Origin of the sequence: Bradyrhizobium sp. LCT2, from assembly GCF_009931255.1 — a bacterium.
In the GTDB taxonomy this organism is placed as follows: Bacteria; Pseudomonadota; Alphaproteobacteria; order Rhizobiales; family Xanthobacteraceae; genus Bradyrhizobium; species Bradyrhizobium diazoefficiens.
This window is the reverse complement of record NZ_CP034432.1, coordinates 7,135,509-7,161,244: the sequence shown is the minus strand read 5'-3', so window position 1 is coordinate 7,161,244 and position 25,736 is coordinate 7,135,509. Positions and strand designations below refer to the sequence as shown.

General features: G+C 64.7%; 24 protein-coding genes. 15 read left to right on the top strand and 9 right to left on the bottom strand.

From position 1 onward, the window contains the following. Positions 1–112 precede the first annotated feature (112 nt). The 3 genes from EI171_RS33975 to EI171_RS33965 all read left to right on the top strand — a co-directional run bounded on the left by EI171_RS33975 (position 113) and on the right by EI171_RS33965 (position 3,221). Positions 113–952 (top strand): aldo/keto reductase, encoded by an 840-nt coding sequence (locus EI171_RS33975; RefSeq protein ID WP_060911022.1) that lies wholly within the window; start codon positions 113–115, stop codon positions 950–952. A gap of 187 nt (positions 953–1,139) precedes the next feature. Further along, positions 1,140–2,081 (top strand): DMT family transporter, encoded by a 942-nt coding sequence (locus EI171_RS33970; protein WP_028174794.1) that lies wholly within the window; start codon positions 1,140–1,142, stop codon positions 2,079–2,081. A gap of 60 nt (positions 2,082–2,141) precedes the next feature. After that, complete coding sequence (locus tag EI171_RS33965; protein ID WP_110116020.1) at positions 2,142–3,221, top strand: zinc-binding dehydrogenase; 1,080 nt, start codon at positions 2,142–2,144, stop codon at positions 3,219–3,221. 190 nt (positions 3,222–3,411) lie between these two features. On the opposite strand, the gene ppk2 is transcribed toward EI171_RS33965, so the two are convergent. Continuing rightward, positions 3,412–4,320, bottom strand: a complete 909-nt coding sequence (gene ppk2, locus EI171_RS33960) for a polyphosphate kinase 2 (RefSeq protein WP_161535907.1) — start codon at positions 4,318–4,320, stop codon at positions 3,412–3,414. Between the two features lie 96 nt (positions 4,321–4,416). Next, the gene (locus EI171_RS33955; protein ID WP_027546512.1) at positions 4,417–4,878 is read right to left on the bottom strand and encodes an Lrp/AsnC family transcriptional regulator; all 462 of its coding nucleotides are present in this window, start codon (positions 4,876–4,878) and stop codon (positions 4,417–4,419) included. Between the two features lie 133 nt (positions 4,879–5,011). On the opposite strand from EI171_RS33955, the gene EI171_RS33950 reads away from it, so the two are divergent. Together EI171_RS33950 and EI171_RS33945 are read left to right on the top strand one after the other, a co-directional pair. After that, positions 5,012–7,375, top strand: coding sequence for a transketolase (locus tag EI171_RS33950; protein WP_060911024.1), 2,364 nt, complete (start codon positions 5,012–5,014; stop codon positions 7,373–7,375). A 249-nt stretch (positions 7,376–7,624) separates the two neighbouring features. Further along, entirely contained in the window at positions 7,625–9,055 is a 1,431-nt protein-coding gene (locus tag EI171_RS33945; RefSeq protein WP_161535906.1) for an aldehyde dehydrogenase family protein, read from the top strand. Positions 9,056–9,273: 218 nt separating this feature from the next. On the opposite strand, the gene EI171_RS33940 is transcribed toward EI171_RS33945, so the two are convergent. Continuing rightward, positions 9,274–10,242 (bottom strand): SMP-30/gluconolactonase/LRE family protein, encoded by a 969-nt coding sequence (locus EI171_RS33940; protein WP_161535905.1) that lies wholly within the window; start codon positions 10,240–10,242, stop codon positions 9,274–9,276. A 91-nt stretch (positions 10,243–10,333) separates the two neighbouring features. Between EI171_RS33940 and EI171_RS33935 the strand changes: the two genes are divergently transcribed. From EI171_RS33935 to EI171_RS33925, 3 genes are all read left to right on the top strand, one after another. Beyond that, on the top strand, positions 10,334–11,158 hold the full coding sequence (locus EI171_RS33935; RefSeq protein ID WP_060911026.1) for an NAD(P)-dependent oxidoreductase: 825 nt from the start codon (positions 10,334–10,336) through the stop codon (positions 11,156–11,158). Between the two features lie 328 nt (positions 11,159–11,486). Beyond that, positions 11,487–11,783 carry a hypothetical protein gene (locus EI171_RS33930; RefSeq protein ID WP_028174799.1) on the top strand — a complete coding sequence of 99 codons (297 nt, stop codon included), beginning with the start codon at positions 11,487–11,489 and terminating at the stop codon, positions 11,781–11,783. A gap of 112 nt (positions 11,784–11,895) precedes the next feature. Beyond that, on the top strand, positions 11,896–12,675 hold the full coding sequence (locus tag EI171_RS33925; RefSeq protein ID WP_028174800.1) for a hypothetical protein: 780 nt from the start codon (positions 11,896–11,898) through the stop codon (positions 12,673–12,675). A 52-nt stretch (positions 12,676–12,727) separates the two neighbouring features. Here the strand turns inward: EI171_RS33925 and EI171_RS33920 are convergent, their stop codons facing one another. Further along, positions 12,728–13,633, bottom strand: a complete 906-nt coding sequence (locus EI171_RS33920) for a transglutaminase family protein (protein ID WP_011085605.1) — start codon at positions 13,631–13,633, stop codon at positions 12,728–12,730. 193 nt (positions 13,634–13,826) lie between these two features. Between EI171_RS33920 and EI171_RS33915 the strand changes: the two genes are divergently transcribed. Then, positions 13,827–14,090 carry a GlsB/YeaQ/YmgE family stress response membrane protein gene (locus EI171_RS33915; protein ID WP_028174801.1) on the top strand — a complete coding sequence of 88 codons (264 nt, stop codon included), beginning with the start codon at positions 13,827–13,829 and terminating at the stop codon, positions 14,088–14,090. 23 nt (positions 14,091–14,113) lie between these two features. Next, entirely contained in the window at positions 14,114–14,527 is a 414-nt protein-coding gene (locus EI171_RS33910; RefSeq protein ID WP_161535904.1) for a hypothetical protein, read from the top strand. 44 nt (positions 14,528–14,571) lie between these two features. Here the strand turns inward: EI171_RS33910 and EI171_RS33905 are convergent, their stop codons facing one another. Beyond that, complete coding sequence (locus EI171_RS33905) at positions 14,572–15,501, bottom strand: hypothetical protein (RefSeq protein ID WP_028174803.1); 930 nt, start codon at positions 15,499–15,501, stop codon at positions 14,572–14,574. A gap of 225 nt (positions 15,502–15,726) precedes the next feature. Then, positions 15,727–16,410 carry a GntR family transcriptional regulator gene (locus EI171_RS33900; protein ID WP_028174804.1) on the bottom strand — a complete coding sequence of 228 codons (684 nt, stop codon included), beginning with the start codon at positions 16,408–16,410 and terminating at the stop codon, positions 15,727–15,729. A gap of 175 nt (positions 16,411–16,585) precedes the next feature. Here EI171_RS33900 and EI171_RS33895 point away from each other — a divergent pair, with 175 nt between their 5' ends. From EI171_RS33895 to EI171_RS33880, 4 genes are all read left to right on the top strand, one after another. Continuing rightward, positions 16,586–18,304 (top strand): IlvD/Edd family dehydratase, encoded by a 1,719-nt coding sequence (locus EI171_RS33895; RefSeq protein ID WP_161535903.1) that lies wholly within the window; start codon positions 16,586–16,588, stop codon positions 18,302–18,304. A 61-nt stretch (positions 18,305–18,365) separates the two neighbouring features. Then, a complete protein-coding gene (locus EI171_RS33890; protein ID WP_011085611.1) occupies positions 18,366–19,361 on the top strand; it encodes a TRAP transporter substrate-binding protein in 996 nt (331 codons plus the stop codon). Positions 19,362–19,570: 209 nt separating this feature from the next. Then, on the top strand, positions 19,571–20,149 hold the full coding sequence (locus tag EI171_RS33885; protein WP_028174806.1) for a TRAP transporter small permease: 579 nt from the start codon (positions 19,571–19,573) through the stop codon (positions 20,147–20,149). Next, a complete protein-coding gene (locus EI171_RS33880) occupies positions 20,146–21,486 on the top strand; it encodes a TRAP transporter large permease (protein ID WP_028174807.1) in 1,341 nt (446 codons plus the stop codon). Before EI171_RS33885 ends, EI171_RS33880 begins: the two co-directional genes overlap by 4 nt. Positions 21,487–21,488: 2 nt before the next feature. Here the strand turns inward: EI171_RS33880 and EI171_RS33875 are convergent, their stop codons facing one another. Next, positions 21,489–22,283 carry an enoyl-CoA hydratase/isomerase family protein gene (locus EI171_RS33875; protein ID WP_028174808.1) on the bottom strand — a complete coding sequence of 265 codons (795 nt, stop codon included), beginning with the start codon at positions 22,281–22,283 and terminating at the stop codon, positions 21,489–21,491. A 228-nt stretch (positions 22,284–22,511) separates the two neighbouring features. Between EI171_RS33875 and EI171_RS33870 the strand changes: the two genes are divergently transcribed. After that, positions 22,512–23,732, top strand: coding sequence for an NAD(P)/FAD-dependent oxidoreductase (locus tag EI171_RS33870; RefSeq protein WP_161535902.1), 1,221 nt, complete (start codon positions 22,512–22,514; stop codon positions 23,730–23,732). Between the two features lie 51 nt (positions 23,733–23,783). Here the strand turns inward: EI171_RS33870 and EI171_RS33865 are convergent, their stop codons facing one another. Beyond that, a complete protein-coding gene (locus EI171_RS33865) occupies positions 23,784–24,692 on the bottom strand; it encodes a ribokinase (protein ID WP_161535901.1) in 909 nt (302 codons plus the stop codon). 17 nt (positions 24,693–24,709) lie between these two features. Beyond that, positions 24,710–25,603, bottom strand: a complete 894-nt coding sequence (locus tag EI171_RS33860) for a sugar kinase (RefSeq protein WP_028174811.1) — start codon at positions 25,601–25,603, stop codon at positions 24,710–24,712. Between the last annotated feature and the right edge of the window lie 133 nt (positions 25,604–25,736).

Sequence of the window (25,736 nt, the reverse complement as noted above, 5' to 3'; positions counted from 1 at the left end):
GTCAGCGTGGCGAAGGCACGCTGTGGCCACCATCTACTGCAACAACACCTCCCTGTGGTAATGGGTCCTGGCTTTCGCCAGGACGACATGAATATCGAAGATCGGACCGCACATGAACACAAACCCCTTCGGCAAGACCGGTGCCAACGTCTCCGTCATCGGGCAGGGCACCTGGTATCTCGATCATGGCGATCGCAAGCGCGCGATCGCGGCGCTTCAGCGCGGGCTCGATCTCGGCATGACCCATATCGATACCGCCGAGATGTATGGCGATGCCGAGCTGGTCATTGCGGACGCGATCGCGGGTCGTCGCGACGAAGTGTTCCTCGTGTCCAAAGTGCTGCCGAGCAACGCCTCGCGCCGCGGCACCATCACGGCCTGCGAGCGTTCGCTAAAGCGGCTCAAGACCGATCGCCTCGACTGCTATCTTCTGCATTGGCGCGGCTCCTATCCGCTCGAAGACACCGTCGCTGCGTTCGAGGAACTTGTGAAGGCCGGCAAGATCAAATCCTGGGGCGTCTCCAATTTCGATGCCGACGATCTCGACGAGATGCTCGACGTCGCGGGCGAGGGCCGCATCGCCTGCAATCAGGTGCTCTATCATCTCAAGGAACGCGCGATCGAGCATGCCGTGATTCCATGGTGCGAGCGGCACGGCGTCGCGGTCGTCGCCTATTCGCCGTTCGGCCATGACGATTTTCCGGCAAGCAACAGCAAGGGCGGCGCCGTGCTGGCGCGCATCGCGGAGGCGCGGCGCGTGACACCGCGTCAGGTCGCGCTGAGCTTCCTCACCCGTGCGATTACGGTGTTCGCGATCCCGAAGGCGTCGTCGGCGGAACATGCCGGCGAAAATGCCGCTGCCGGCGATCTCGTGCTGACGAAAGAGGAGATTGCGGCACTGGATGCGGCGTTTCCGCGCGGTCCGAAGCCGCGAGGTCTGCCCATGCTGTAGTGCAGCAAGCGCGCATTCTTAATGGAGTATTGACGCGCGCAGCCCTCAGCGCATATCGGCATCCTGTTTTCGGAAGTTGTGAACGCGGCGCATTTGTCGTTTTTTACGAGCGCTCGATTCGCATTTTTCCCGAGTTCCAGCCGTGACCCCGCCGCCAGCCGCAGCCGCAAGGCTCGACAGTATTTCCGTGTCCATGCCCGAGAAGAAGCATGTCGGCCGCCGCGCACCTGCGCGCGTCGATCATCCCTTCAAGGGCATCGCGCTGATCCTGTTGTCGACGGTGTTTCTCGGCTGCTCCGACATCACCGCGAAATATCTTTCGACCAGCCTGCCGTCGATCCAGATCACCTGGATCCGCTTCCTCACCTTCGCGCTGATGTTCACGCCGGTGATGCTGCCGGCTTCGCCGCTCTACGCGATGCGCACCCAGCGCCTCGGCCTGCACGTGATGCGCGGTGCGGCGCTGCTCGGCTCCTCGCTGTTCTTCATCACCGGCCTGCGCTTCCTGCCGATCGCGGAAGCTTCCGCTACCGGCTTCGTCGCGCCGCTGTTCGTCACCGCGCTCTCGATCGTCTTCCTCGGCGAGAAGGTCGGCATGCGCCGCTGGTTCGCGACCGCGCTCGGTCTCATCGGCGTGCTCATCATCCTGCGCCCGGGCACCAGCGCGTTTCATCTGGCGGCGTTCTTCCCCGTGGTCTCGGCGGCCTGCTGGGCCGGCACGCTGATCCTGACGCGCATGATGAGCGGCCGCGAAGCGGTCATCACCACCATGGCCTATTCCTCGTTGACCGGTCTTGCGATCCTGACCGCGATGGTGCCGTTCGTCTGGGTCACGCCGTCCTGGACCGCGATCGCGCTCGGCATCTTTATCGGCGTCGCCTCCACCGCGGGCCAGTGGATCGTCGTGCTCGCCTATCGCTACGGCGACGCCTCGGTGCTCGCGCCGTTCTCCTATACGCAGCTGCTCTGGGTCAGCATTCTCGGCTTCTTCATCTTCGGCGAGGTGCCTGATGTCTGGACCGTCGTCGGCGCGGCCTTCATCGTCGCCAGCGGTCTCTACATCGCCCATCGCGAGCGCGTCCGCCGGGCCCAGCTCCTGGTGCTGGAAGAGCGTTCGCCGAACGCCTGACGCAAGTGCGCGCATCGCGCGTCGTGCTATCAATGCCTCCAACAACACGGGAGGAGCCGGATGCGCGCTGCGATCTTCAGGAACGGTGAGATTGTCGTTGGCCAGATGGTCGAGCCGAAGCCGGGCCCTGGCCAGGTGCTGGTCAAGACGCTCGCCTGCGGCATCTGTGGCTCCGACCTGCATGCGCGCCAGCACGCCCACCGCATGGTGGAGATGGCGCGGAAGGTTGGCCGCAAGCCGATGGACCTTACCCGCGACGTCGTGTTCGGTCATGAATTCTGCTGCGAGATCGTCGACTACGGCCCTAGCACCGCGCGCAAGCTCAAGCCCGGCACCCATGTCTGCTCGCTGCCGGCGCTGGTGACGCCGCAAGGCATCGAGGGCATCGGCTATTCCAACGACAATATCGGCGGTTATGCGGAAGCGATGCTGCTCAGTGAAGCGCTGCTGCTCGAGGTGCCCAACGGTCTGGCTCCCGAACATGCCGCACTGACCGAGCCGCTCGCCGTCGGCGTCCACGCCGTCGCCAAAGCCAACATCAGCGGCGGCGAGGTGCCGCTGGTGGTCGGCTGCGGACCGGTCGGGCTCGCGGTGATTGCCGCGCTGAAGATCAGGGGGCTGCATCCGATCGTCGCCGCCGATTATTCGCCGGCGCGGCGTGCGCTCGCAGCTCAGCTCGGCGCCGACATCGTGGTCGATCCCAAGGTGTCGCAGCCCTACACGGCCTGGGCCGAGCACGCGCAGATGTCAGACGCCGAGAAGGCGGCGCGACCGCCGTTCCAGGCGATGCTGCCGGCGCTCAAGCCCGCGATCATCTTCGAATGCGTCGGCGTGCCCGGTCTGTTGCAGCAGGTGTTCGAGGGCGCCCCGCGCGATGCCAGGATCGTCGTGGTCGGCGTCTGCATGGAGAGCGACAGAAACGAGCCCATGCTCGGCATCATGAAGGAGCTCAACGTCCAGTACGTGCTCGGCTACACGCCGGAGGAGTTCGCAAGCTCGCTGCGCCTGATCGCGGAAGGGCAGGTGGACGCCGCAGCCATGGTGACGGCCGAGGTCGGCCTCGACGGCGTCGCAAAAGCCTTCGCCGACCTCGCCAATCCCGAGGCGCATACAAAGATCATCGTGCAGCCGTGGCGGTAGCTGTGCAGCCGCAACGGCGGTGGGCTCCCTCCCCCGCTTGCGGGGGAGGGTTGGGGAGAGGGTGCTTCCTCATCGGCAGTCCCAGTGTGGAGAGAGCCCTCACCCGGCGCTATGCGCCGACCTCTCCCGCAAGCGGGAGAGGTTGACCGAGCTCGCGGCTGCTCGCCTCGCCTCAGGAGCAGGGCCTCGCTCAATACTTCGCAGGCACATACATCTCCGGCGGAACTGGCCCGCGGTGATAGTCCGGGTTGCGTACGCGCGGCGGCAGCACCACCGGCACGCGTGCGACCTCCTGGTACGGGATCTGGCTGAGCAAATGCGCGATGCAGTTGAGCCGCGCGCGCTTCTTGTCCACGGCATCGACGATCCACCATGGCGAGTCGGGCAGGTGGGTGTGCTCCAGCATCGTCTCCTTGGCCTTGGTGTACTGCTCCCAGCGGCTGCGCGCCTCGACGTCCATCGGGCTCAGCTTCCACTGCTTGAGCGGATCCCTGATGCGCATGCTGAAGCGGAACTGCTGCTCGTCGTCGGTGATCGAGAACCAGTACTTGACCAGGATGATGCCGGAGCGGATCAGCATCCGCTCGAACTCCGGCACCGTCTTGAAGAACTCCTGGTACTGATCTTCGGAGCAGAAGCCCATCACGCGCTCGACGCCGGCGCGGTTGTACCAGCTGCGGTCGAACAGCACCATCTCGCCGCCGGCGGGAAGATGCGCCACGTAGCGCTGGAAGTACCATTGCGAGCGCTCGCGCTCGCTCGGCGCGGGAAGCGCGGCGACGCGACAGATGCGGGGATTGAGCCGCTGGGTGATGCGCTTGATGACGCCGCCCTTGCCGGCGGAGTCGCGGCCCTCGAACAGCACCACGACCTTCTTCTTTTCGCTCTGCACCCAGTCCTGGAGCTTGACCAGCTCGCCCTGCAGCCGCAGCAGCTCACGGAAATAGAGCCTGCGATCCACCGTCGGGCGGAGCGTGCCGGTCTCGTCGAGCCTGCTGTCATCGAGCTCCATCTCCAGCTCTTCGTCGAGATCGTCGGTCATTTCCCGGATGATGCGCTCGCGTTTGGCCATTTCAGGGGTGCGGTCCGATGCGGTCATGGGTCCTTCTTTCGGCAGGGTGCCTGTCGCCCGTGACCATCGGCGGGGTTTATTGCGCCCTTGTGACACCGGTTCCGAAATAACCCGGCGGGGCCATCAGACCGGCAACGCGATCGAATATTTCACCTGACTGAGCGCAAAGCTCGACTCGATCGAGGCGATGCCGTCGAGCCGGGTCAGCTTGGTCTTCAGGAAGGTTTCGTAGGAGGCGAGGTCGGCTGCGACCACGCGCAACAGATAGTCGCGGTTGCCGGTCATCAGATAGCACTCCAGCACCTCGTCCCATTTCGAGATCGCGCGCGCGAAGCGGTTGAGGTCCTCCTCCTTCTGCCGCGCCAGCTTGATCGAGATGAAGACGCTGACATGCAGGCCGAGCGCCTTCTGGTCGACGGTCGCGATATAGCGCGAGATGACGCCGCGCTCCTCCAGGAGCTTGACACGGCGATGGCAGGGCGACACCGAGAGCCCGACCTTGTCGGCGAGCTCCTGCATGGTCAGCCGGCTGTCGTTCTGGAGGTAGCTGAGGATCTTGCGGTCGATGGCGTCGAGCTCGGGCATTGGGATGAAACCTGGGTCAGGGGGCATTCGATTGGTAAAATATCCCAATATCGGCAGGTATGGCGCGAAAAATTGAGAAGTTTGGCGGGGCCGGCAGGCGTATCATCGGGGCGTCATTTTCCGGAGCATCGCCATGCCCGTCGATTCCGCGCGCCTCGAAACCCTGACCGCCCTCAGCCGCAAGGCGCTGTGGCTGTCGTCATGGACCATCCACCACGCCAACCATATCCGCGCGAACGCGGACGGGTTGAAGGTCGGCGGTCACCAGGCCTCGTCGGCCTCGCTCGCCACCATCATGTCGGCGCTGTATTTCCATGTGCTGCGCCCTGAGGACCGCGTCGCAGTGAAGCCGCATGCGAGTCCGGTGTTCCACGCCATCCAGTATCTGTTCGGCCGGCAGAGCCGCGAGAAGCTGGAGAATTTTCGCGGCTTCAAGGGCGCGCAGTCCTATCCCTCGCGCACCAAGGACGTCGACGACGTCGACTTCTCGACCGGTTCGGTCGGCCTCGGCGTCGCGCAGACGCTGTTCGCCTCGCTGGTGCAGGACTACGTCAAGGCGCATGGCTGGATGAAGGACCGCCGCGAAGGGCGGATGATCGCGCTGGTCGGCGATGCCGAGATGGACGAGGGCAATATTTTCGAAGCCTTGGCAGAAGGCTGGAAGCACGGCCTGCGCAACACCTGGTGGGTGGTCGACTATAACCGCCAGTCGCTCGACGCCGTCGTGCGCGAAGGGCTGTGGGAAAAGTTCGAGACCATGTTCCGCAATTTCGGCTGGGACGTCGTCATCGTGAAATACGGCCGCCTGATGCGCGAGGCCTTTGCCGAGCCCGGCGGCGAGGCGCTGAAGAGGTGGATCGACAATTGCCCGAACGCGCTTTATGCGGCGCTGTGCTTCCAGGGCGGCGCGGCCTTCCGCAAGCATCTGCACGACGAGATCGGCGACCAGGGGCCGATCACCAAACTGATCGACAAGCGCAGCGATGAGGAACTGCTGGCGCTGATGTCGAACCTCGGCGGCCACGACATGGCGAGCATGCTGGAAGCGTTCGAGTCCATCGACCACGACCGTCCGGTCTGCTTCATTGCCTACACCATCAAGGGCGTGGGCCTGCCGTTCCAGGGCCACAAGGACAACCACGCCGGCCTGATGACGGTCGCGCAGATGGAGAAATATCGCGAGAGCCAGAACATCCGCCCCGGGCACGAGTGGGACAAGTACGAGGGCCTCGCGCAAAGCTCGGCCGAGCTCGACGCGTTCCTCGCGCGCGTGCCGTTCAACCAGGACGGCCGCCGGCTGACCGCCCCGGTGGTCGAGGTGCCCGCGCAGCTCGCCTTCAAGCCGGCGCCGCAGATGTCCACCCAGCAGGGCTTTGGCCTCGTGCTGAACGAGATCGCGCGCGGCGACAGCGAGCTCGCCAGGCGCATCGTCACGACCTCGCCCGACGTGACCGTTTCGACCAATCTCGGCCCGTGGGTGAACCGGCGCGGCCTGTTCGCAAACGCCGAGAAGGCGGACTTATTCCGCAGCGAGAAAATTCCGTCCACCTACAACTGGGACGCCTCGCCCAAGGGCCAGCATCTCGAGCTCGGCATCGCCGAGATGAACCTCTTCATCATGCTCTCGGCGCTTGGCCTGTCGCACCAGATCAACGGCGCGCGGCTCTTGCCGGTCGGCACGCTCTACGATCCCTTCATCGAGCGCGGCCTCGATGCGCTGAACTATGCCTGCTACCAGGATGCGCGCTTCATGGTGGCGGCGACGCCGTCAGGGATCACGCTTGCGCCCGAGGGCGGCGCGCATCAGTCGATCGCGACGCCGCTGATCGGCATGGCGCAGGATGGCCTCGCCTCGTTCGAGCCAGCCTTCGTCGACGAGCTCGCCGTGATCATGGGCTGGGGCTTCAATCACATGCAGCGCGATCCGGGCGAGGGCGGTTCCGTCTATCTGCGGCTCTCGACGCGCAGCATCGAGCAGGCGCAGCGGATCATGACGCCGGAGCTTCAGCAGGGCATCACCGACGGCGCCTATTGGCTGCGTAAGCCGGGCCCCAATGCCGAGCTCGTGATCGCCTATACCGGCGCGATGGCGCCCGAAGCGATCGAGGCGACCGGCTTCATCGGCGAGAGCCGGCGCGACATCGGGCTGCTCGCGATCACATCGGCCGACCGCCTGCATGCGGGGTGGACCGCAGCACGGAAATTGCGGCGTGACAGGCGCGGCGTGCAGCACCTCAGCCACATCGAGAAGCTGCTGGCGCCGCTGCCGCGCGACTGCGGCATCGTGACCGTGATCGACGGCCACCCGTCCGCGCTCGGCTGGCTCGGCAGCGTCCGCGGCCACCGCGTCGAGGCGCTCGGCGTCGAGCAGTTCGGCCAGACCGGCAGCATCGCCGACCTCTACCGCCACTACGGCATCGATGCCAACGCCATCATCGATGCGGCCGAAAGCCTCACCACCGGCGCGCCGGTGCTGCATCGGAAGATGGCGGTGTAGTGGAAGTAACTACGTCGTCATTCCGGGGCGCGCGTTAGCGCGAACCCGGAATCTCGAGATTCCGGGCTCGGCTCTTCGAGCCGTCCCGGAATGACGCCTGAGGGAGCCTTGCCTCGTTCCCGCCATCGGCTCATATATCCTCCGTCCGCCGCAACGCTGGCCCCGCATATGGCGGGTTCAATTGCCGGCGCTTTCGTGCAAGGATGCCTGCCGAAACGCCCCCACCATGCCCCCAAGAAGAGGTTAACGATGGTCAATCGCATGCAATTCTACATCGACGGCGCCTGGGTCGATCCCGCCGTCAAGAAGTCCACCGCCGTGGTCAATCCCGCGACGGAAGAGGCGATGTACGAGGTTGCGCTCGGCTCCAAGGCCGATGTCGACAAGGCCGTTGCCGCCGCCAAGCGCGCCTTTGCAACGTTCTCCCAGACCAGCCGCGAGGAGCGCGTCGCGCTGCTCACGAAAATCATCGAGATCTACAAGGGCCGCCTCAAGGAGATCGGCGCTGCCGTCTCCGACGAGATGGGCGCACCGCTGCCGATGGCGGAGAAGCTGCAGGCCGGCGCCGGCCTCGGCCATCTCATGACCACGCTCGACGTGCTCAAGAACTATCATTTCGAGGAGCCGGTCGGCACCGCCATGGTGTTGCGCGAGCCGATCGGGGTGGTCGGCATGATCACGCCCTGGAACTGGCCGCTCAACCAGATCGCCTGCAAGGTCGCGCCCGCACTCGCCGCCGGCTGCACCATGATCCTGAAGCCGTCGGAGTTTACGCCGACCTCGGCGCTGATCTTCGCGGAAATCCTCCATGAAGCCGGCGTGCCGAAGGGCGTGTTCAACCTCGTCAACGGCCTCGGCCCCGAGGTCGGCGCCGCCATGAGCGAGCATCCCGATATCGACATGATCTCGTTCACCGGCTCGACCCGCGCCGGCATCGACGTGGCCAAGCGCGCCGCGCCGACCGTGAAGCGCGTCAGCCAGGAGCTCGGTGGCAAGTCGCCGAACGTCATCCTCGAAGGCGCCGACCTCACGAAGGCGGTGACCGGCGGCGTGATGCACATGTTCAACAACTCCGGCCAGTCCTGCAACGCGCCCTCGCGCATGATCGTGCCGCTGTCGAAGATGAAGGAAGTCGCCGCGATCGCGAAGGCCGTCGCCGACAAGACCAAGGCGGGGGATCCGCGCGCCGAAGGCACCACCATCGGCCCCGTGGTCAACCGCGGCCAGTGGGACAAGATCCAGGGCCTGATCAAGAAGGGCATCGACGAGGGCGCAACGCTCGTCGCCGGCGGCCCGGGCCTGCCCGAAGGCGTCAACAAGGGCTTCTACGTCCGTCCGACCATCTTCGCCGACGTCACTCCCGACATGACGATCGCCCGCGAAGAGATCTTCGGACCGGTGCTGACCATCATCGGCGCCAAGGACGAAGCCGACGCCGTGCAGATCGCCAACGACACGCCCTATGGTCTCGCCGGCTATGTCTCGGCCGACACGGTCGAGAGCGCCAAGCGTGTCGCCCGCCAGATCCGCGCCGGCAACGTCAACCTCCAGGGCGTGCCCAACGACCGCACCGCACCGTTCGGCGGCTACAAGCAGTCCGGCAACGGCCGCGAGTGGGGCAAGTACGGCCTCGAGGACTTCCTCGAAGTGAAGGCCGTCGCCGGCTTCAACGCGGCGTAAGGCTTAGCGCCTGAACCAACATGACGCCGGAGCGGGAAACCGCTCCGGCGTTTTTCGTTTGGTCTCTCTCCCGTCATTCCGGGGCGTCGCGAAGCGACGAGCCCGGAATCCATTTTGCCTCGAGCGCTGCCGCACGATGGATTCTCAGATGCGCAATTGCGCATCATAGCTCGCGCCGAAGACGGCGCGCCCCGGAATGACGGAGGAGAGAGCTGCGCCTATCCCCCCAGCGCGCCTTGCGTGTTCACATACAGCGCGTAGATCGACTGGCTCGCCGCCATGAACAGGCGGTTGCGCTTGACGCCGCCGAAGCAGAGATTGGCGCAGCGTTCGGGCAGGGCGATGCGGCCGATCATGACGCCGTCGGGCGCGAACACCACGACGCCGTCGAGCTCGGGATCGCCCATGCCCCAGCCGCACCAGAGATTGCCGTCGTTGTCGCAGCGCATGCCATCAGGCGTGCCGGGACCTGCGTCGATGTGCACGCGCTTGTTGGAGATCGTGGTGCCGTCGGCTGAGACGTCATAGGCGAGGATCTTGCGGTTCGGCACGCCGCGCGATTCCACGACATACAGAATCTTCTCGTCCGGCGAGAAGCACAGCCCGTTCGGCCCGAGCACGCCCTCGGCGACGATGGTCGCCTGGCCGGCTGCGGGATCGAGCCGGTAGACATTCGGCTCGATCTCGGGCTCGGCCTTGTAGCCTTCGTAATTGCCGAGCAGGCCGAAGGTCGGATCGGTGAACCAGACGGAGCCGTCGGATTTCACCACGACGTCGTTCGGCGAGTTCAGCCGCTTGCCGCCGAAGGAATCCATCAGCACCGTGATGCTGCCGTCATACTCGGTGCGGGTTACGCGGCGCCCGCCATGCTCGCAGGTGACGAGCCGGCCCTGGCGGTCGCGCGTGTTGCCGTTGGCGAAATTGGAGGGCTTGCGGAACACCGAGACGGCGCCGGTCTCCTCCTCCCATTTGATGATGCGCTGGTTCGGGATGTCGCTGCACAGGAGATAGCGGCCGTCGCCGAACCACACCGGACCCTCGGCCCAGCGCAGGCCGGTCGTCAGCCGTTCCACCGCCGACAGTTTCAGCCAGTATTTTTCGAAGCGGGGATCGAGTGCCTTTATCGCCGGATCGGGGTAATAGGTCGCCGGCCGCCAGCCTTGAGTGTGGGACGATGCATCGTTCATGTGCAGGTCTCGTTGTTGCGTTCCCTCTGTCCAAGTCTGCTAGCATCAGTTATCTACGGCCGCAAATCGGTCACCACAGGCGAGGGAAGACATGCCGCGTATTTTGATGACGGGAGCTTCGGGCGGAATCGGCACGAGCCTGCGAAAGCTGCTGCCGCCGATCTATCCGGATCTCCTGCTCTCCGACATCAAGCCGCCCGCCGATCTCGGCGCGAACGAAAAATTCAAGGCGGCGGATCTCGCCGATCTCGCGCAGTGCGAGGCGATCTGCGAGGGCGTCGACGGCATCATCCATTTCGGCGGCTATTCGGTCGAGGGCCCGTGGGACGACATCCTCCAGGCCAACATCATCGGCGGCTACAATCTGTTCGAGGCGGCGTACCGCAAGGGCGTCAAGCGCGTGGTGTTCGCCTCGTCCAACCACGCCGTCGGCTTCTATCCCCGCCACCACAAGATCGGGACCGATGTCACCCCGCGCCCCGATGGCCGTTACGGCGTCAGCAAGGTGTTCGGCGAGGCCGTCGGTGCGCTCTACGCCGACAAGCACGGCCTGAAGGTGACGTGCCTGCGCATCGGCAATTTCGGCGACATGCCGCTCGACCAGCGCCGGCTCTCGATCTGGCTGAAGCCCGACGACCTCGTGCAGCTCTGCCGCATCGGGCTCGAACATCCCGACATCCATTTCGAGGTCTTCTACGGCGCCTCCCTCAACGAGCGCGCCTGGTGGGACAACCACCGCGCCTACGAATTCGGCTATCGCCCCACGGGACGCGCCGAGGATTTCCGCGAGCACGCGATGGCCGAGCAGGCCAAGCTGAAGCCGGATCCGGTCGGCGACCACTACCAGGGCGGCGCATTCTGCAGCAACGAGTTCGACGGCGATGCGAGCCGCATCATCGACTGGACCAAGCGCTAGCGTCGTTGCCTGGAGGAATGCAGGTGCGCTCTCCCGGCCCCGCTTGCGGAGCCGGGAGAAATTCACTCGTGCGGTGAGCGTTGGGATTCCCGGTGGGGCGGGCCAGACTGGTGGAGGGGCCCCATCCCGAGTTGACGCGCATACGATCGTGATGGCGGCAGATATCCGAACGGCTCCTTGCGACTAACGTCTGTGTGCACACCGTAGAGTTCCGGATTTCCGTTTTTGGAAATAGGCGTTCTATTGTCGGAACACGTCAACGTTTCTTCTATGCATTGCGTTGCGCGGAAGTGACCGCCCTTTTCATTCTAGCGATTGTGGAAGCAAGATGCGCAAGATGGTTCTGTCAGGGGCCGCGGTGTTGACTGTCGTTCTCGTCGCGGCAGCATCCTGGCCAACGCCACGTCCGGATGTGGATCGATTCGGGGACAGTGTCTACGAAACCATCTGGTTCTGGCGCATCCCGGCCTACGCCTACAATCCGGCCTGGCGCGTGCGCTGGATGTGGAGCGATCCGCTCCGCGCGCAGGCAAGATGCTGCCGGATCACGCCGCAGCCAGTGTCCGGACCGGACTTGCGGGTTCCTCCGGCCGGTCAGACGATCGCGCGCTTGGCGGGCAAGTAGAGCGGCTCGCTGATCAAGAGCTTCATGGGACCGCGCGCTGAAATTCGCGCTTTCCACCTTGCGTGTGAATCGCAAGGGCGCCGAGCGTCTGATACGATCTTGAGGCGTCCGGGTGCGTCGCACGCTGCTGCCAGGCAGGCGCGTGGTTCCAGATATCTTGCATTTCTCTTCAAATGAGTTCCTTGCTTTAAGCTTAACCAGAAACCTGATCTTCGATTTACAGAAGCAATTCACAGTTTACCTTGTTCTTGAATCGGCAATTCAAGGACGCCAAACAATGCGCCGCTTAGCGCCCAACCTATGTCTTGTTATTGTTCTGGCGGCATCCAGTTTCAGCGCGCATGCCGACGAGAACAAATCTGGCGGCAGCTCCGCGTCGCTTGTTCCCCGCGCCAGGATCGAATGTTCGCTCAAGCGCAAGCCCGGCGAACCTCTCGATCCCCCGTCAACGGCGGCCATTCCCCACGCGGAATCCTTCGTTGCGAGCGAGCATTTCAAGGAGGACATCACGCCGACCGCGCCTGTCAAGATTTCGTGGCTCGGCGCGACCTTTGCGCGCCGGTTCGCCGTCAAGGTCGAAGCCGCGGACGATACGTCTCTGCAGACGCATGTTTTGAACAATCCCTCGAATTCCGGGCAGATCCTCGGCGAGCTGGGCGCTCGCGCCGAGAGCAAACTTGCCGACATCTGGTGTCTCTTGAGGCTGCAGGCCAACGGCGAAAGCGGGGCGCTGCAGACCAGCTCCGCTCCCAACCTCTTCTTTGTCCGTGACGGCGCGGGCGATCTTGGCGTGGTTGACGCCCTGTGGGGTGGCGCGGGCTGGGAAATCGGGGCCAGTCCGGTCGGAAACCAACGGGCATGGACGTCAGGCACGCGCGTCTTCTCTCACTGACATCATCCGGCCCTCGCCCGGCCTCGGGACGTTTGACCGCCGCGCCTGTGGCCTATCCCTCCGAAGGATCGAGCATTTCGCTGAGCTTGCGAACGGCGACATTGATCGACATGCCGAGGTAGTCGCCGGAATCGCCGAACCACGAGCCGGCCAGCGGCACGGCCTGCCCCGGATGCCGCGCTATGGCCACCGGGATGAGGTCGAAGCCGGCGCTCAGGCTGTTCGTTGGATCGTAATCGAGCCAGCCGGCGCCGGGCAGGAATACCTGCACCCATGCATGGGTGGCGCCGGAGCCGGTCATCCCCACGGCGCCGCCGTCGAGCGCGGCGTCATAGAGATAGCCGCTGACGAAGCGCGCGGCAAAGCCGAGGCGGCGCAACGTCTCGATCATGAGCCAGGCGAAGTCCCGGCAGGTCCCGGATTTCGTACGCAGCGTCTCGCCGGGGGACTGGGTGCCTTCCGCATCTCTTCCGCGATAGCTGAACTCGCTGCGAAACAGGCCCAGCATCCGGCGCAGCACGTCGGCGGTCCGGTCCTGATCGCCGGCAACGAAGCTCTTGGTCCACGCCGCATGGCTGCCGTCTGGATCGTCGGCATGCGGACGCAGGTATCCTGCAAGATCGGTCCACTCATCCGGCGTGTACTGCACGGGGACTTCCTCGGCCCGCGGCTCCAGCGGAAACGTCTCCAGCCCCTTGACGCCGAAATAGATGCCGCGAACCTTGAAGGTGAAGGTCAGCTCGCTGCCGGGCTCGCTGAAGTCCATCACGGTGACGGCATTCGAGCGGGCGTCGGTGATCCAATGCACCTTTGATGGCAGACTGGTCGAAGCGGACCAGCGAAGCAGCCGGGTGGAGGCGCCGCGCCGCGGCAGGAACATGGCCCGGTGCGTGCCGAACGTCACCGGCTTTGCATAGCGATAGGTCGTCGTGTGCGTGATCTCGCCGATGATCGCCATGCATCATCCCGCTTCGCGTTGCGGAGCTCGTTGAGCGCCGTCTCACCAGGAAGAGCAGCCTGCAGCTTTCCGCTCGGCTGCTTTGGCCCATTGATCTAGATCAACGTCGTTCCCGGCGTCGTCTGGCCCATCAAGCGATCACGCATTCCTTCAGACGTTTGATGTCTCGAATTGACCGAATGGAGCGATGGACATGAGCATCCTTTGGACGATCATCATCGGATTTCTCGTCGGACTGGTCGCGAAGTTCATCATGCCCGGCGATAAGTCCGAGCCCAGAGGGTTCATTTTGACCACGGTCCTGGGAATTGTCGGCGCGTTCGTTGCGACCTGGCTCGGCCAGGCCGTGGGATGGTACCGGTTCGGGGAGGGCGCCGGCTTCATCGGAAGCGTGGTCGGTGCCATCATCCTCCTGTTTCTGTACGGCCTTTTCATGAGTCGTCAGGGGCGCGCCTGATCGATCCACATGATCGGCCGAGCATGAAAATCAAACTGCCAGCCGTCGCGTTGCTCGCACTAATCGTGTCAGGGCCGGCGCAGGCCGCGACGCTCAGCGAGGCCGAAACAACGTTCCTCGACCAGCTCGTCACCGCATCCGCGGTGCTGGAGCAGCGATGCACCGGCTATGAGGTCGATGGTGCCGGCAGCGTTCAACTCGGCGCCCGACTGCTCGGCGGCCCCGATGCCGCGATGGCGATGATCGACGCCTATGCTGCGGCCATCAAGGCCCATGACGGCGAGAGCTACGATCCCGGAAAATTCCGCCCAGAGGTGGCCGAGTCCGCCGGAAGGACGTTCAGGCGGGTCCGGACGGACTTGATCAGGAATCCGAAACGGGCCTGCGCCGGTCATGGCGAGACCAGCGTGGCGCGCGGCCTGTTGAGACGGTACTGAATGGTCATTGCGCGCCCGGCGACGAGCGAAGCGCGTCACCGAAATCAGCCGCTGGCGATGTCGCGGCTTATCTTTTGCAACCGCGCGAAAGCTGCCCACGCTTTTGGATATTCGGCGTGTCTTGAATCGATCGAGAGCAGCGCGCGGCATGCCTCGTTGATGTCCTCCGGTGATGGGCGCATCGAAATGTCGGCCGACGACTCCGCCTGCTTCCAGCGGTCCTCGACGTCTTTCGCCAGGGCCAGTGCTTCGGACGGGGTTCGTTTCCGGGTTGATCTCGCCAATGCGTGATCCGGAGGAAATGTGGGCCACGCGGCCGGAGGTCGATCGGCTTGCCACTCACTCTCCTTGGCAACCCCACGGTTCGCGGTCGGGCTTGGTGGCTGTCCATTTGCAGCATCAGGCGGAACGGTCCGGGCGGCCAGCTCGCGGACCTGCTGCTCCATTGTGCCGCCAGATGACGATCCGCCCGCCGACGGTGCAGGCGTCGTCAGGCCGGGTGCAACCGACATGTGCACGTCGGGGGCGACTTTCTGAACGGTTCTGACGACCGACGACACGCCGGGTGACAGAGCCGGCCGCTGCTGCACGACCTTGTCCTCTTCGGTGGGGCAAGGTCGGTATCCCGAATGCTGATGCGTGATCCGTCCGTCGTCATCGATGCGGGCAAAATCAATGGCCACGGTATAGACGAAAGCGGTTCCGATGGACTGGCCGGACTTGTCCCTTGCCTCGACACCGCCGCAAACATACCTCGCCGCGCCGGCGTCAATTGAACGCAATGCGCTGAATTTGGCCGAGTCCGGATCGATCAGCGCTTTTCGGACTGCTGCGCGCGCTTTCATATGTTCCGAGGAGAACGTGCTGATCAAGACGTCCGGGTTGATGAAAGCGGGTTGGTAGTACCACACATACTCCCCGGCAAAAAATGCTGCGCCAAAGGCCGTTGCGATCAGGAGACCAGGTACATTCATGCGATTGCTCCGGGCAATGGAACCCGGCGTGGTTGTTATTTGTTCCAGAAACCATTTGGGATAGAGTCCTCTAACAACCCGTTAATTGGTTGAGCGATTGAACAGCTTCTACCAGAAGATTATCAACTGGTTGGATGAGTTCCGCCGGGTTCCATTGCCCCGGCGCGTGGTTCATCCTTCTCCGCATCGGCTGTTGCTGCGCCGGCGGGCCGACAGGCGCACGCGCTAGCGCTCGGTTTCGCCAGAAATCCGCGCCAGATAATCCGACTTGCTGAACTGCATGTGATCGACGCAGAGCTGCGCCAATGCCCAGCTGTCGCGGCCCTTCAAGAGCTCGATCATCAGCTCGTGCTGGCGCCGCGATTGCGCGAGCCCGTCGCGGTCGGCGAGGTTCTTGGCGCGCATCGGCAGCGTCAGGTTCATGTAGTCCTGGAGCGAGCGCACCAGATAGGGATTGCCGCAGGCGGAGAACAGCGCGAGGTGGAAGGCGTCGTTGGCTTCATGGATGCCGCGCAGGTCCTGCACGTCGGCCTTGGCGCAATATTGCCGTTGCAGCGTGGTCAATTCGTCGATCAGGCCTTGCGGCGCGGGCAGGGGGATCATCAGCGCGGCCTGCCGGGTCAGCATCTCCCGGACCTCATAGATCTGCCGAACCTCTTCTGCCGAATAGAACCGCACGGTGGCGCCGACATTCTTCTCGCGGCGGACGATGCCGCGCCGCTCGGCATCCACCAGCGCCTGACGCACGAAGTGGCGCGAGGTGCCGTAAGCCGACATCAGCGCGTCCTCGGTCAGGCGCGCGCCGGGCGCAAGGCGGCCGAAGATGATGTCCTCCTCCAGCCGCGCGACCACGTCGTCCGGATCGTCGCGCCGGACCGTCATGGCGTCTGCGGTGTGAATGTCGGACATCCTCTCAGCCTTCAGCACCGGGCCGGTCCGTCCTGTGGAGCAGGGAAGGGGAGGATTGTCAATAATTTGTGTCGCGGGCGGTGCCGGGAGCCGGAAATTGCCACCATAGGCGCCGGCGTTATTGACAATCCGGGGGTAGCCTGTACGACAATGGCAAGGTGAATGGAGTGGCATGATGACGAGTGGCTTGCGCAAGGGTCTGACGAGCTATGGCGATGCCGGCTTCTCGCTGTTCCTGCGCAAGGCGTTCATCAAGGCCATGGGCTATTCCGACGACGCGCTGGAGCGCCCGATCGTCGGCATCACCAACACCTATAGCGACTACAATCCCTGCCACGGCAACGTCCCCCAGATCATCGAAGCCGCCAAGCGCGGCGTGATGCTGTCGGGCGCGATGCCGTTCGTGTTCCCGACCATCTCGATCGCCGAAAGTTTTGCGCATCCGACCTCGATGTATCTGCGCAACCTGATGGCGATGGATACCGAGGAGATGATCCGGGCGCAGCCGATGGATTCGGTGATCGTGATCGGCGGCTGCGACAAGACGCTACCTGCCCAAGTCATGGCCGCGATCAGCGCCGATCTGCCGACCGTTGTCATCCCCGTCGGGCCGATGGTGGTCGGTCATCACAAGGGCGAGGTGCTAGGTGCCTGCACCGACTGCCGCCGGCTGTGGGGCAAGTATCGCGCCGGTGAAATGGACGATGCCGAGATCGAGGCGGTCAACGGCCGCCTCGCGCCGTCGGTCGGCACCTGCATGGTGATGGGCACGGCCTCGACCATGGCCTGCATGATCGAAGCGATGGGCCTGTCGCTGCCGATGAGCGCGACGATCCCCGCGCCGCATGCCGAACGCTTCCGCCTCGCTGAGGCGAGCGGCCGGGTTGCGGCCGAGATGGCCAAGACCAAGGGCCCGAAGCCGAGCGAGCTCTTGACGCCGGCATCCTTCAAGAACGCGCAGGTCGTGCTCCAGGCGATCGGCGGCTCGACCAACGGCCTGATCCATCTGACGGCGATGGCGCATCGCTCGCCGCACCGGCTCGATCTCGAAGTGTTCGACCGGATCGGCCGCGAGGTGCCGGTGCTGGTCGATCTCAAGCCGTCGGGCGAGCACTACATGGAGCATTTTCATCACGCCGGCGGCGTGCCGAAGCTGCTGGCGCAGCTCGGCGATCTCGTCGATCTCGATGCGAAGACCATCACCGGCCAGACGCTGGGTGATATCGCGGCGAATGCGGAAGACGTGCCCGGCCAGGACGCGATCCGTCCGCGCAATAATCCGATCAAGAAGGAAGGCGGCCTTGCCGTCCTGCACGGCAATCTCGCCCCGCGCGGTGCCGTGATCAAGCAATCGGCTGCGAGCCCCAAGCTTTTGCAGCACACGGGGCGCGCGGTGGTGTTCGAATCCGTCGAGGACATGACCTTGCGGGTCGACGATCCCGATCTCGACGTGACTGCCGACGACGTGCTGGTGCTGCGCAATGCCGGCCCGAAGGGCGCGCCGGGCATGCCGGAGGCGGGCTATCTGCCGATCCCGAAGAAGCTCGCGCGCGGCGGCACCAAGGACATGGTGCGCATTTCCGACGCGCGGATGAGCGGCACGGCGTTCGGCACCATCGTGCTGCACATCACGCCCGAGTCCGCCGTCGGCGGGCCGCTGGCGCTGGTGAAGAACGGCGACATGATCCGGCTCGACGTTGCCAGGCGCAGCATCGAGCTGCTGGTCGACGCCGCCGAGCTGGAGCGCCGGCGCGCCACGCTCAAGCCGGCGGCGGCGCCCGAGGAGGCGCGGCGCGGCTACGCCTGGCTGTTCAACGAGACCATCATGCAGGCCGACGAGGGCTGCGACTTCGATTTCATGCAGAGGACTGGGAAGCAGACCGAGAAGGGGTGACCAACCACCCGAACGAACGCCCAGACCGCTGAAGCGGCGGGCGATAAAACAGGGGGAAACGATGATTGCACGATCCATGCGTGGGTTGGCGGTTCTGTCCGCCATGCTGTTCGTCACGGCGGCCGGGGCGCAGGAGGTGAAGCATTATCGCTTCGCCTACGACCAGCCGCGCAACACCGGCTATTCGATCGCGGGCGACCTCTTTGCCGACAAGCTCAAGGAATTGAGCAAGGGCACCATGATCATCGACCAGTATCCCGGCGCGCAGCTCGGGCAGGAGCCGCAGGTGCTCCAGCTCGTCAAAGCCGGCGACGTCGAGTTCGCCATCATCTCCTCGGCCAACACCGCGACGATCTCGCCGCAGGCCGGCGTGATGTCGCTGCACTTCCTGTTCCGCGACGAGAACCACGTCGTCAAGGGCCTGGCCGATCCCCGCGTGTTCGAAGCGCTCAAGACCATGATCGACGAGACCACGCAGGGCCTGCACGTGATCGCGACCGGCTCGCAGGGCGTGCGCCATATGTACAGCAGGCGGGAAATCCACAATGTCGGCGACGTCAAGGGCCTGAAGGTCCGCGTCCAGGCGACCGCGACCGAAGACCTGATGTTCCCGGCCTATGGCGCCCAGACCGTGCACATGCCGTTCGGCAGCGTCTACACGAGCTTGCAAACCGGCGTGGTCGACGTCGCCGAGAACAGCATCAACGTCTACCTCGTCAACAAGCACTACGAGGTCGCGCCGGTCCTCAACATCACCGAGCACGAAGCCAACAACGCGCTGGTGTTCATCTCCGACAAGCTCTGGCAGAGTCTGTCGGCGGAGCAGAAGGGGTGGGTGCAGGCGGCGGCCAACGAGATCAGCACCAAGGAGCCGCAGAAGGCGTTCGATCTCGAGCGCACGGCGGCCGACAAGCTGAAGAAGATGGGCGTCAAGATCGTCGACAATGTCGACAAGAAGAGTTTTACGGCAATCGCCGATCCCTATCTCGACAAGCTCGCCAAGGAGCTCGGCCCGCATGCCGAGAAGATCAAGAATTTGATCCGGTCGGTTAACTAACGTGATGCCGGAAGACGGTGCGCTCCCTCTCCCGCTCGCGGGAGAGGGTAGGGGAGAGGGTGTCTCCGCGGAGAGACTCCCAATGAGGAGGCAGCCCTCACCCGGCGCTCCGCGCCGACCTCTCCCGCAGGCGGGAGAGGTTCACTCAACCAGCAGTCGCCGATTCAACTGAAGCATTCTGCACTAGGCCCGGGACGACGGGGACGTAAATGGCCATCGCCGACAAACTGCTCGTTCAGCGGCAACGCCACCTGAAATGGCGCGGGCTCGACTGGCTCGAGCTTGCGCTGATGATCCTGTGCGGCGTGCTCTGCTTCGGCTTCTCGCTGTCGGTGACCGCCGACATCGTCACCCGCACCATCGGCCATCCCTGGCTGTGGCTTCAGGAAGTCACCTCGACTCTGTTCATCTACGCGATCTTCGTCGGCACGGCGGCCGCGACGCGGCGCAACGATCACCTCTATCTCACTGCCATATCCGAGGCGATGCATGGAACGCCACGGCTGATCGTCGAAGTCATCATCCGCCTGGTCGTGCTCGGCGTCGCCTTCTGCCTGATCTGGTACGGCTACCAGAACTATCTCCGCGGCTTCGGCAGTTTTCGCCTGCCGTCGGGCACGCCGATCGCTTCGCTCTACGCGATCATCCCGCTCTCGGGCGTGCTGATCGGCCTGTTCACCATCGAGCAGCTCGTCAACGGCCTGCGCAACGGCTTTGACCATCCCGAGCCGCCGGGCGAGGATGCCGCGCCCGGCCTTACAGAGGCGCAGATGAGGGCGCAGCCATGAGCGCACCTGTCGTCCTGGCGTTGATGTCGATCTGCTTCCTGTCCTTCGGTTATCTCGGCGTGCCCGTGCCGTTCTCGCTGATGGCCGGCGTCTTCATCGGCGCGATCCTGTCCGACGTCTCGCTCGCCGCCATCATCCAGAAGATCTTCGACGGCGTCGATTCCGAGGCGCTGCTGGCGATCCCGTTCTTCCTGCTGGTCGGCGAGCTCATGAGCTCGGCCAATGTGGTGGTGCGGATCGCCAACCTGTCGGTATCGCTGGTCGGGCATATCAGGGGCGGACTGTCCCAGGTGGTCGTCGTCTTCAGCATGTTCTTCTCGGAAATGTCGGGCTCAACCACCGCCGACGTTGCGGTGATGAGCCGCGCTCTGGGCGGCCCGATGAAGCGCGAGGGTTATGAGCCCGCCTTCATCGCCGCGATCATCGCCTCCGCCTCGACGATCGCCGCGCTGGTGCCGCCGAGCATCACGGCGGTGGTCTATGGCGCGGTCGGCAACGTCTCGATCGCCGGCCTGTTCATGGCGGGCGTGGTGCCGGGCCTGATGATCGGCATCGGCCTGATGATCTACTGCTACTTCTTCGGCCCCTCCGGCCTGCGCAAGCCGCGCGCGCCGCTGCGGCAGGTGGTGTTCGCGGCCGGCGATGCGGCCCTGCCGCTGATGATCCCGGTGATCCTGCTAGGGGGCATCTTGACGGGCTGGTTCACGCCCACCGAAGCCGGCGTCGTCGCGGTGGCCTGGATCGTCCTCGTGGTCATCCCCGCGCTCAACCGCGGCCACTTCAGGAAGATCCCCTATGATTTCTGCCTCGCCGGGCTGATCTTCTCGCTGCCGCTGATCACCATCGGCGCCGCCAACGCCTTCGGCTGGATGCTCGCTTACTTGCGCGGCGCCAGTTACATCGCCGAATTGATCACCTCGATCGCGGGTCACGATCCGCACCTGATCATGCTGCTGATGGTGCTGCTGTTCACCGTGGTCGGCGACTTCATCGAGCCGGTGCCGACCATCATCATCTTCATGCCGCTGGTCAACACGCTGACCGAGGCGGGCGACATCAATGCCGTGCATATGGGGGTGGTGCTGATCGCCACGCTCGCCTTCGGCCTGATCACGCCGCCTTATGGTTTGGTGCTACTGATGGCGTCGAAATTCGTCGGCATCAGCTTTGCCAAGGCCCTGCGCGCCGCATTGCCGATCTATGTGGTATTCCTGGCGACGATCGCGTTCGCGATCTATTTCCCGAGCGTCGTGCTGTGGCTGCCGCGCCACGTGCTGCCGGAGTCGGTCGGCTGCTTCAAGTCGCCGGCGGGGACGGGCTATATCTGTCCGCAGTAGCGCTACTTGCCCTTGCTCGTGAATTTCTTCACGGCGAGCCGAAACTCCTCCGTGTTCATCGCCATGATGATCTTGTGCTCCTCGGCGTCGAGCTGCTGTTTCACTGGCGTGGTGGCCGCCTGGTAGACCAGCGACTTGGTGCCGGCGATCGCGGCAGGCGGGTTCTGCGCCAGACGCTCGGCGAGCTGCCGCGTCGCCGCCTTCAGCTCGGTCGCGGGAACGATCTTCGCGACCAGGCCCCATTCATGGGCCTGCTGCGCGGTAAAATTGTCCTCCGACAGGAAGATCTGGAGCGCGCGGCGGGAGCCGACCGTGCCGACGATGCCCACTGTAGAGCCGCCGTCCGGCGACACCCCGATCTTGGCATAGGCCGGCGTGAATTTGGCGTCCTCCGCGGCGATGCAGAGATCGGTGACGAAGGCGAGGCCCATGCCGGCGCCGGCGGCCGAGCCGTGGACGCTGGACAGCGACAGCTTCGGCATGCGCCGGATCGTCTCGATGAAGGCGTGATAGTGCTTGAGCAGCTCGCCGACGACAGGCGTCACCGTGCCCGCTTCGGCCGCAGCTCCAATCGTCTGCAGATCGCCGCCGGCCGAGAAGGCGCGGCCTTCGCCCTCGATCACCAGAACCCGGATGGCGTCGTCGCCCTCGATATAGGAGGCGAGCTGCTCGAGCTTTTGCGCAATGGCAAGGTTGATCGAGTTGAACGCGGCGGGGCGGTTGAGCGTGATGGTCGCGATCGGGCCGTCGATCCGCAGCAAGGCGGGATCGTCGGGTTGGGAGATGGGAGCTGGCATCTTGGAAATCCCCGGCATGAGGTCGTTCGTGCAACTAAATCGCAGAAGGCGAGGGGAGACAATCCCCGCGCGCCGCTCTTGCGCAAGGCGGAACGATAGGCTCAAATGGGGCCGCCTTCGTTGAGGGACGGACACGAGCGCCGGCTCCTCCTAGGCTAGCCAAGCCAATATCAGCATGAGAGGAGACGACATGGGTCACGCTCGTGTCTCCGGAAGTGGGCTGTTCCAATGACTGGCGGTCCGGTGATCATTGTCGGTGCCGGCCATGGCGGCTATCAGGTCGCGGCATCCCTGCGGCAGGCGGGTTTTTCCGACCGCGTCTGCCTGATCAACGACGAGGCGCATCTGCCCTATCAGCGGCCGCCTCTGTCCAAGGCGTACATCAAGGGTTCGGCCGGGCCGGAGAGCCTGATGTTCCGGCCGGAGAAATTCTATGCGGATCAGAAGATCGAGCTGATCGCGGGCCGCGCGGTCTCGATCGACCGCGCCGGGCGCAAGCTGCATCTCGCATCGGGCGAGATGCTTGATTACGGCCACCTCGTGCTGGCGACAGGCGCGCGCAACCGGCTGCTCGATCTGCCCAATGCCAACCTGCCCGACGTCAAATATCTGCGCATTCTCGACGACAGCGAGGCGCTGCGAAAGATCATGCCGTCGAGGACGCGGGTGGTGGTGATCGGCGCCGGCTTCATCGGCCTCGAATTCGCAGCGACGGCCCGGATCAAGGGGCTGGAGGTCGACGTGCTCGAGCTCGCCCCGCGCGTGATGGCGCGCGCGGTGACATCAGAGGTCTCGGCGTATTTTCAGGCGCGGCATCGTGAGGCCGGCATCCGCATTCATCTCGGCGTGCAGGCTACCAGTATCGAGGCCGAGGACGGCAGGGTCACCGGCGTCTCCTTGAGCGACGGAAGGCATCTGCCCGCCGACCTCGTCGTGGTCGGCGTCGGCGTGCTGCCGAACATCGAGCTCGCGGCCGAGGCGGGGCTGCCGGTCGCTGCCGGCATCATCGTCGACGAATATCTCTCGACGGCCGATCCCGACATCTCGGCGATCGGCGACTGCGCGCTGTTCGTCAGCCCGCGCTTTGGCGGCTCGCTGCGGCTGGAATCGGTGCAGAACGCCACCGATCACGCCCGCTGCCTCGCGGCCCGGCTGACCGGCGACCGCAAGCCTTACGACAGCCATCCCTGGTTCTGGAGTGACCAGGGTGACGACAAGCTCCAGATCGCGGGCCTCACCACCGGCTACGATCGCGTCGTTCTGCGCGGCGATCCCGCCAAAAAGGCGTTCTCGGCGTTCTGCTACAGGGGCGACAAGTTGGTCGGCATCGAGTCCATCAACCGGGCCGGCGATCACATGTTCGGCCGCAGATTGCAGGGCATGGACCGCTCGATCACGCCGGAGCAGGCCGCAGACGAAAGTTTTGACCTGAAGAGCGCGCTGGCGTGAACTCTACTCCCTCTCCCCGCAGGCGGGGAGAGGCGGAGGAAGCGCCACGCTCTACAGAGCCGCCGCCACTTCCGCGGCCGTCGGCATCGACGGCCCCGCGCCCATGCGCTGCACGCTGATCGAGGCGGCGGCGTTGGCGAAGGCGAGCGCCGTGCGCAGGGGGACTTCGTCGGCGAGTTGCGCCGCGAGCGCACCGACGAAGCAATCGCCGGCGCCGGTGGTGTCGACCGCCTTCACCACGCGGCCGGGCACCGCAAACTCCTGGTCGCCGGCGAGGGCGAGCACGCCGCGCTTGCCGAGCGTGACGCAGATGGTCTGGTCCTCGCGCGCCTGAAGCTGCCGCGCGACCTGGATGATCCGCGCGGCCTCATCGTTGTCGGACAGCTCGGTGCCGGCGAGGAAGCCGAGCTCGGTCTCGTTCAGCACGAGGATGTCGACCAGCTCAAGCAGCTCGCGGCCAAATTTTTGTGCCGGCGCCGGGTTCAGCAGCGTGGTGGCCTCCGCCGCCCGCGCCCGCAGGAAGAAGGCGGCAATCGTGGGGAGCGGAATCTCGAACTGGCTGATGGCGACATCGCCTTTGACGAGCGGGACGACACTGACGTCGTCGGCGCCGACCAGCGCATTGCTGCCGGGAATGACCACGATGGTGTTGTCGGCCGCCGCAACCGTGATGATGGCGGTGCCGGTGTGCGCCTCCGCCGTCTCCTGAACGTAGCCGAGATCGATGCCCTGACCGGCGAGGAACGCCCTCAGCTCGGTGCCGAATGAGTCCTTGCCCAGGCGGCCGATCAGCGTGGTCCGGGCGCCGAGCCGCGAGGCCGCGACGGCCTGGTTGGCGCCCTTGCCGCCGGGGAAATACAGCACCTGCTTGCCGGCGACGGTCTCGCCGACTTTTGGATGGCGGTCGGCCGTCGCCACCACATCCATGTTGATGCTGCCGGCGACGTAGACGCGCCCCATTTGAACCTCTGCGAAGACTAGGCCTTGACCTCGAACTCGTGCCTGACTTTGGCGATGTCGACAAGGGTCGGCAAGCCGGCCTCATTGCCGAGCCGCTGGATCTTGAACGTCGAAGCGGCGCGGGCAAAATCAAAGTGCTCGCGCCAGCTTTTGCCGGGATGGGCGAGGTAGGAATAGACATAGGCGCCGTGGAAGACGTCGCCGGCGCCGTTGGTGTCGATCACGCGCTCACGCGGGATCGGCATCGCCGGCATGATCTCGACCGCGCCTGTCTCGTTGTACCAGAGCAGGCCCTTCTCACCCATGGTGACGCCGCCGATCTTGCAGCCGCGGCTCTTCAGGTAATCGAGCATCTTCTCCGGCGTCAGGTCCATCTGCTCGCAAAGGCGCTCGGCGACGATCGCGACGTCGATGAATTCCAGGAGCTCGTGCGTGTTGGTGCGCAGGCCGCCGCCGTCGAGCGAGGTCAGGATGCCGGCCTCGCGGCAGACCTTGGCGTAGTGGATCGCGGCGTCCGGCTGATGGCCGTCGACATGCAGCGCGCGGCAATTGCCGAGATTGAGGATCGGGAAGGGATGGATGTGGGAATCGTCGCGGCAGCGGACGATCGCGCGCTTGCCGTCCTTGGGCATGATGAAGGACAGCGAGGACTGGTTCACCTTTCGCGCATGCAGCGAGATCGCGTATTTCGCGCACATGTCCTGGAACATGCGCCCCAGCCAGTCATTGGCGGCAGTCGCGATCAGGTCAGGCACGATGCCGAGCTTGGCGCAGCAGAACGCCGCCGTGACCGCGTTGCCGCCGAAGGAGACTGCGTAATCCGAGGCCACGTGCTTCTCGTCGCCGGTCGGCATGTGGTCCGTGAGGAAGACGACGTCGATATAGGTCTGTCCGATAAAAAGAGCCTGCATTGGTTGTCCGTGATGCGCTGGGTGGTCCCGGCCGGCTGCTTACCTTAGCACCGCTTCGGCGGGAGCCAAAAATATTCGCAGAGCCAAAATATTTGCAGAGTCATGGCGATAGGCGCTTGAGGTCGGTATGGGG

Excerpts from the sequence above, each read along its gene's own strand:
- EI171_RS33975 (WP_060911022.1), top strand. The coding sequence starts at position 113 with ATGAACACAAACCCCTTCGGCAAGACCGGTGCCAACGTCTCCGTCATC.
- EI171_RS33965 (WP_110116020.1), top strand. The coding sequence starts at position 2,142 with ATGCGCGCTGCGATCTTCAGGAACGGTGAGATTGTCGTTGGCCAGATG.
- ppk2 (WP_161535907.1), bottom strand. The coding sequence starts at position 4,320 with ATGACCGCATCGGACCGCACCCCTGAAATGGCCAAACGCGAGCGCATC.
- EI171_RS33955 (WP_027546512.1), bottom strand. The coding sequence starts at position 4,878 with ATGCCCGAGCTCGACGCCATCGACCGCAAGATCCTCAGCTACCTCCAG.
- EI171_RS33950 (WP_060911024.1), top strand. The coding sequence starts at position 5,012 with ATGCCCGTCGATTCCGCGCGCCTCGAAACCCTGACCGCCCTCAGCCGC.
- EI171_RS33945 (WP_161535906.1), top strand. The coding sequence starts at position 7,625 with ATGGTCAATCGCATGCAATTCTACATCGACGGCGCCTGGGTCGATCCC.
- EI171_RS33940 (WP_161535905.1), bottom strand. The coding sequence starts at position 10,242 with ATGAACGATGCATCGTCCCACACTCAAGGCTGGCGGCCGGCGACCTAT.
- EI171_RS33935 (WP_060911026.1), top strand. The coding sequence starts at position 10,334 with ATGCCGCGTATTTTGATGACGGGAGCTTCGGGCGGAATCGGCACGAGC.
- EI171_RS33930 (WP_028174799.1), top strand. The coding sequence starts at position 11,487 with ATGCGCAAGATGGTTCTGTCAGGGGCCGCGGTGTTGACTGTCGTTCTC.
- EI171_RS33920 (WP_011085605.1), bottom strand. The coding sequence starts at position 13,633 with ATGGCGATCATCGGCGAGATCACGCACACGACGACCTATCGCTATGCA.
- EI171_RS33915 (WP_028174801.1), top strand. The coding sequence starts at position 13,827 with ATGAGCATCCTTTGGACGATCATCATCGGATTTCTCGTCGGACTGGTC.
- EI171_RS33910 (WP_161535904.1), top strand. The coding sequence starts at position 14,114 with ATGAAAATCAAACTGCCAGCCGTCGCGTTGCTCGCACTAATCGTGTCA.
- EI171_RS33905 (WP_028174803.1), bottom strand. The coding sequence starts at position 15,501 with ATGAATGTACCTGGTCTCCTGATCGCAACGGCCTTTGGCGCAGCATTT.
- EI171_RS33900 (WP_028174804.1), bottom strand. The coding sequence starts at position 16,410 with ATGTCCGACATTCACACCGCAGACGCCATGACGGTCCGGCGCGACGAT.
- EI171_RS33895 (WP_161535903.1), top strand. The coding sequence starts at position 16,586 with ATGACGAGTGGCTTGCGCAAGGGTCTGACGAGCTATGGCGATGCCGGC.
- EI171_RS33890 (WP_011085611.1), top strand. The coding sequence starts at position 18,366 with ATGATTGCACGATCCATGCGTGGGTTGGCGGTTCTGTCCGCCATGCTG.
- EI171_RS33885 (WP_028174806.1), top strand. The coding sequence starts at position 19,571 with ATGGCCATCGCCGACAAACTGCTCGTTCAGCGGCAACGCCACCTGAAA.
- EI171_RS33880 (WP_028174807.1), top strand. The coding sequence starts at position 20,146 with ATGAGCGCACCTGTCGTCCTGGCGTTGATGTCGATCTGCTTCCTGTCC.
- EI171_RS33875 (WP_028174808.1), bottom strand. The coding sequence starts at position 22,283 with ATGCCAGCTCCCATCTCCCAACCCGACGATCCCGCCTTGCTGCGGATC.
- EI171_RS33870 (WP_161535902.1), top strand. The coding sequence starts at position 22,512 with ATGACTGGCGGTCCGGTGATCATTGTCGGTGCCGGCCATGGCGGCTAT.
- EI171_RS33865 (WP_161535901.1), bottom strand. The coding sequence starts at position 24,692 with ATGGGGCGCGTCTACGTCGCCGGCAGCATCAACATGGATGTGGTGGCG.
- EI171_RS33860 (WP_028174811.1), bottom strand. The coding sequence starts at position 25,603 with ATGCAGGCTCTTTTTATCGGACAGACCTATATCGACGTCGTCTTCCTC.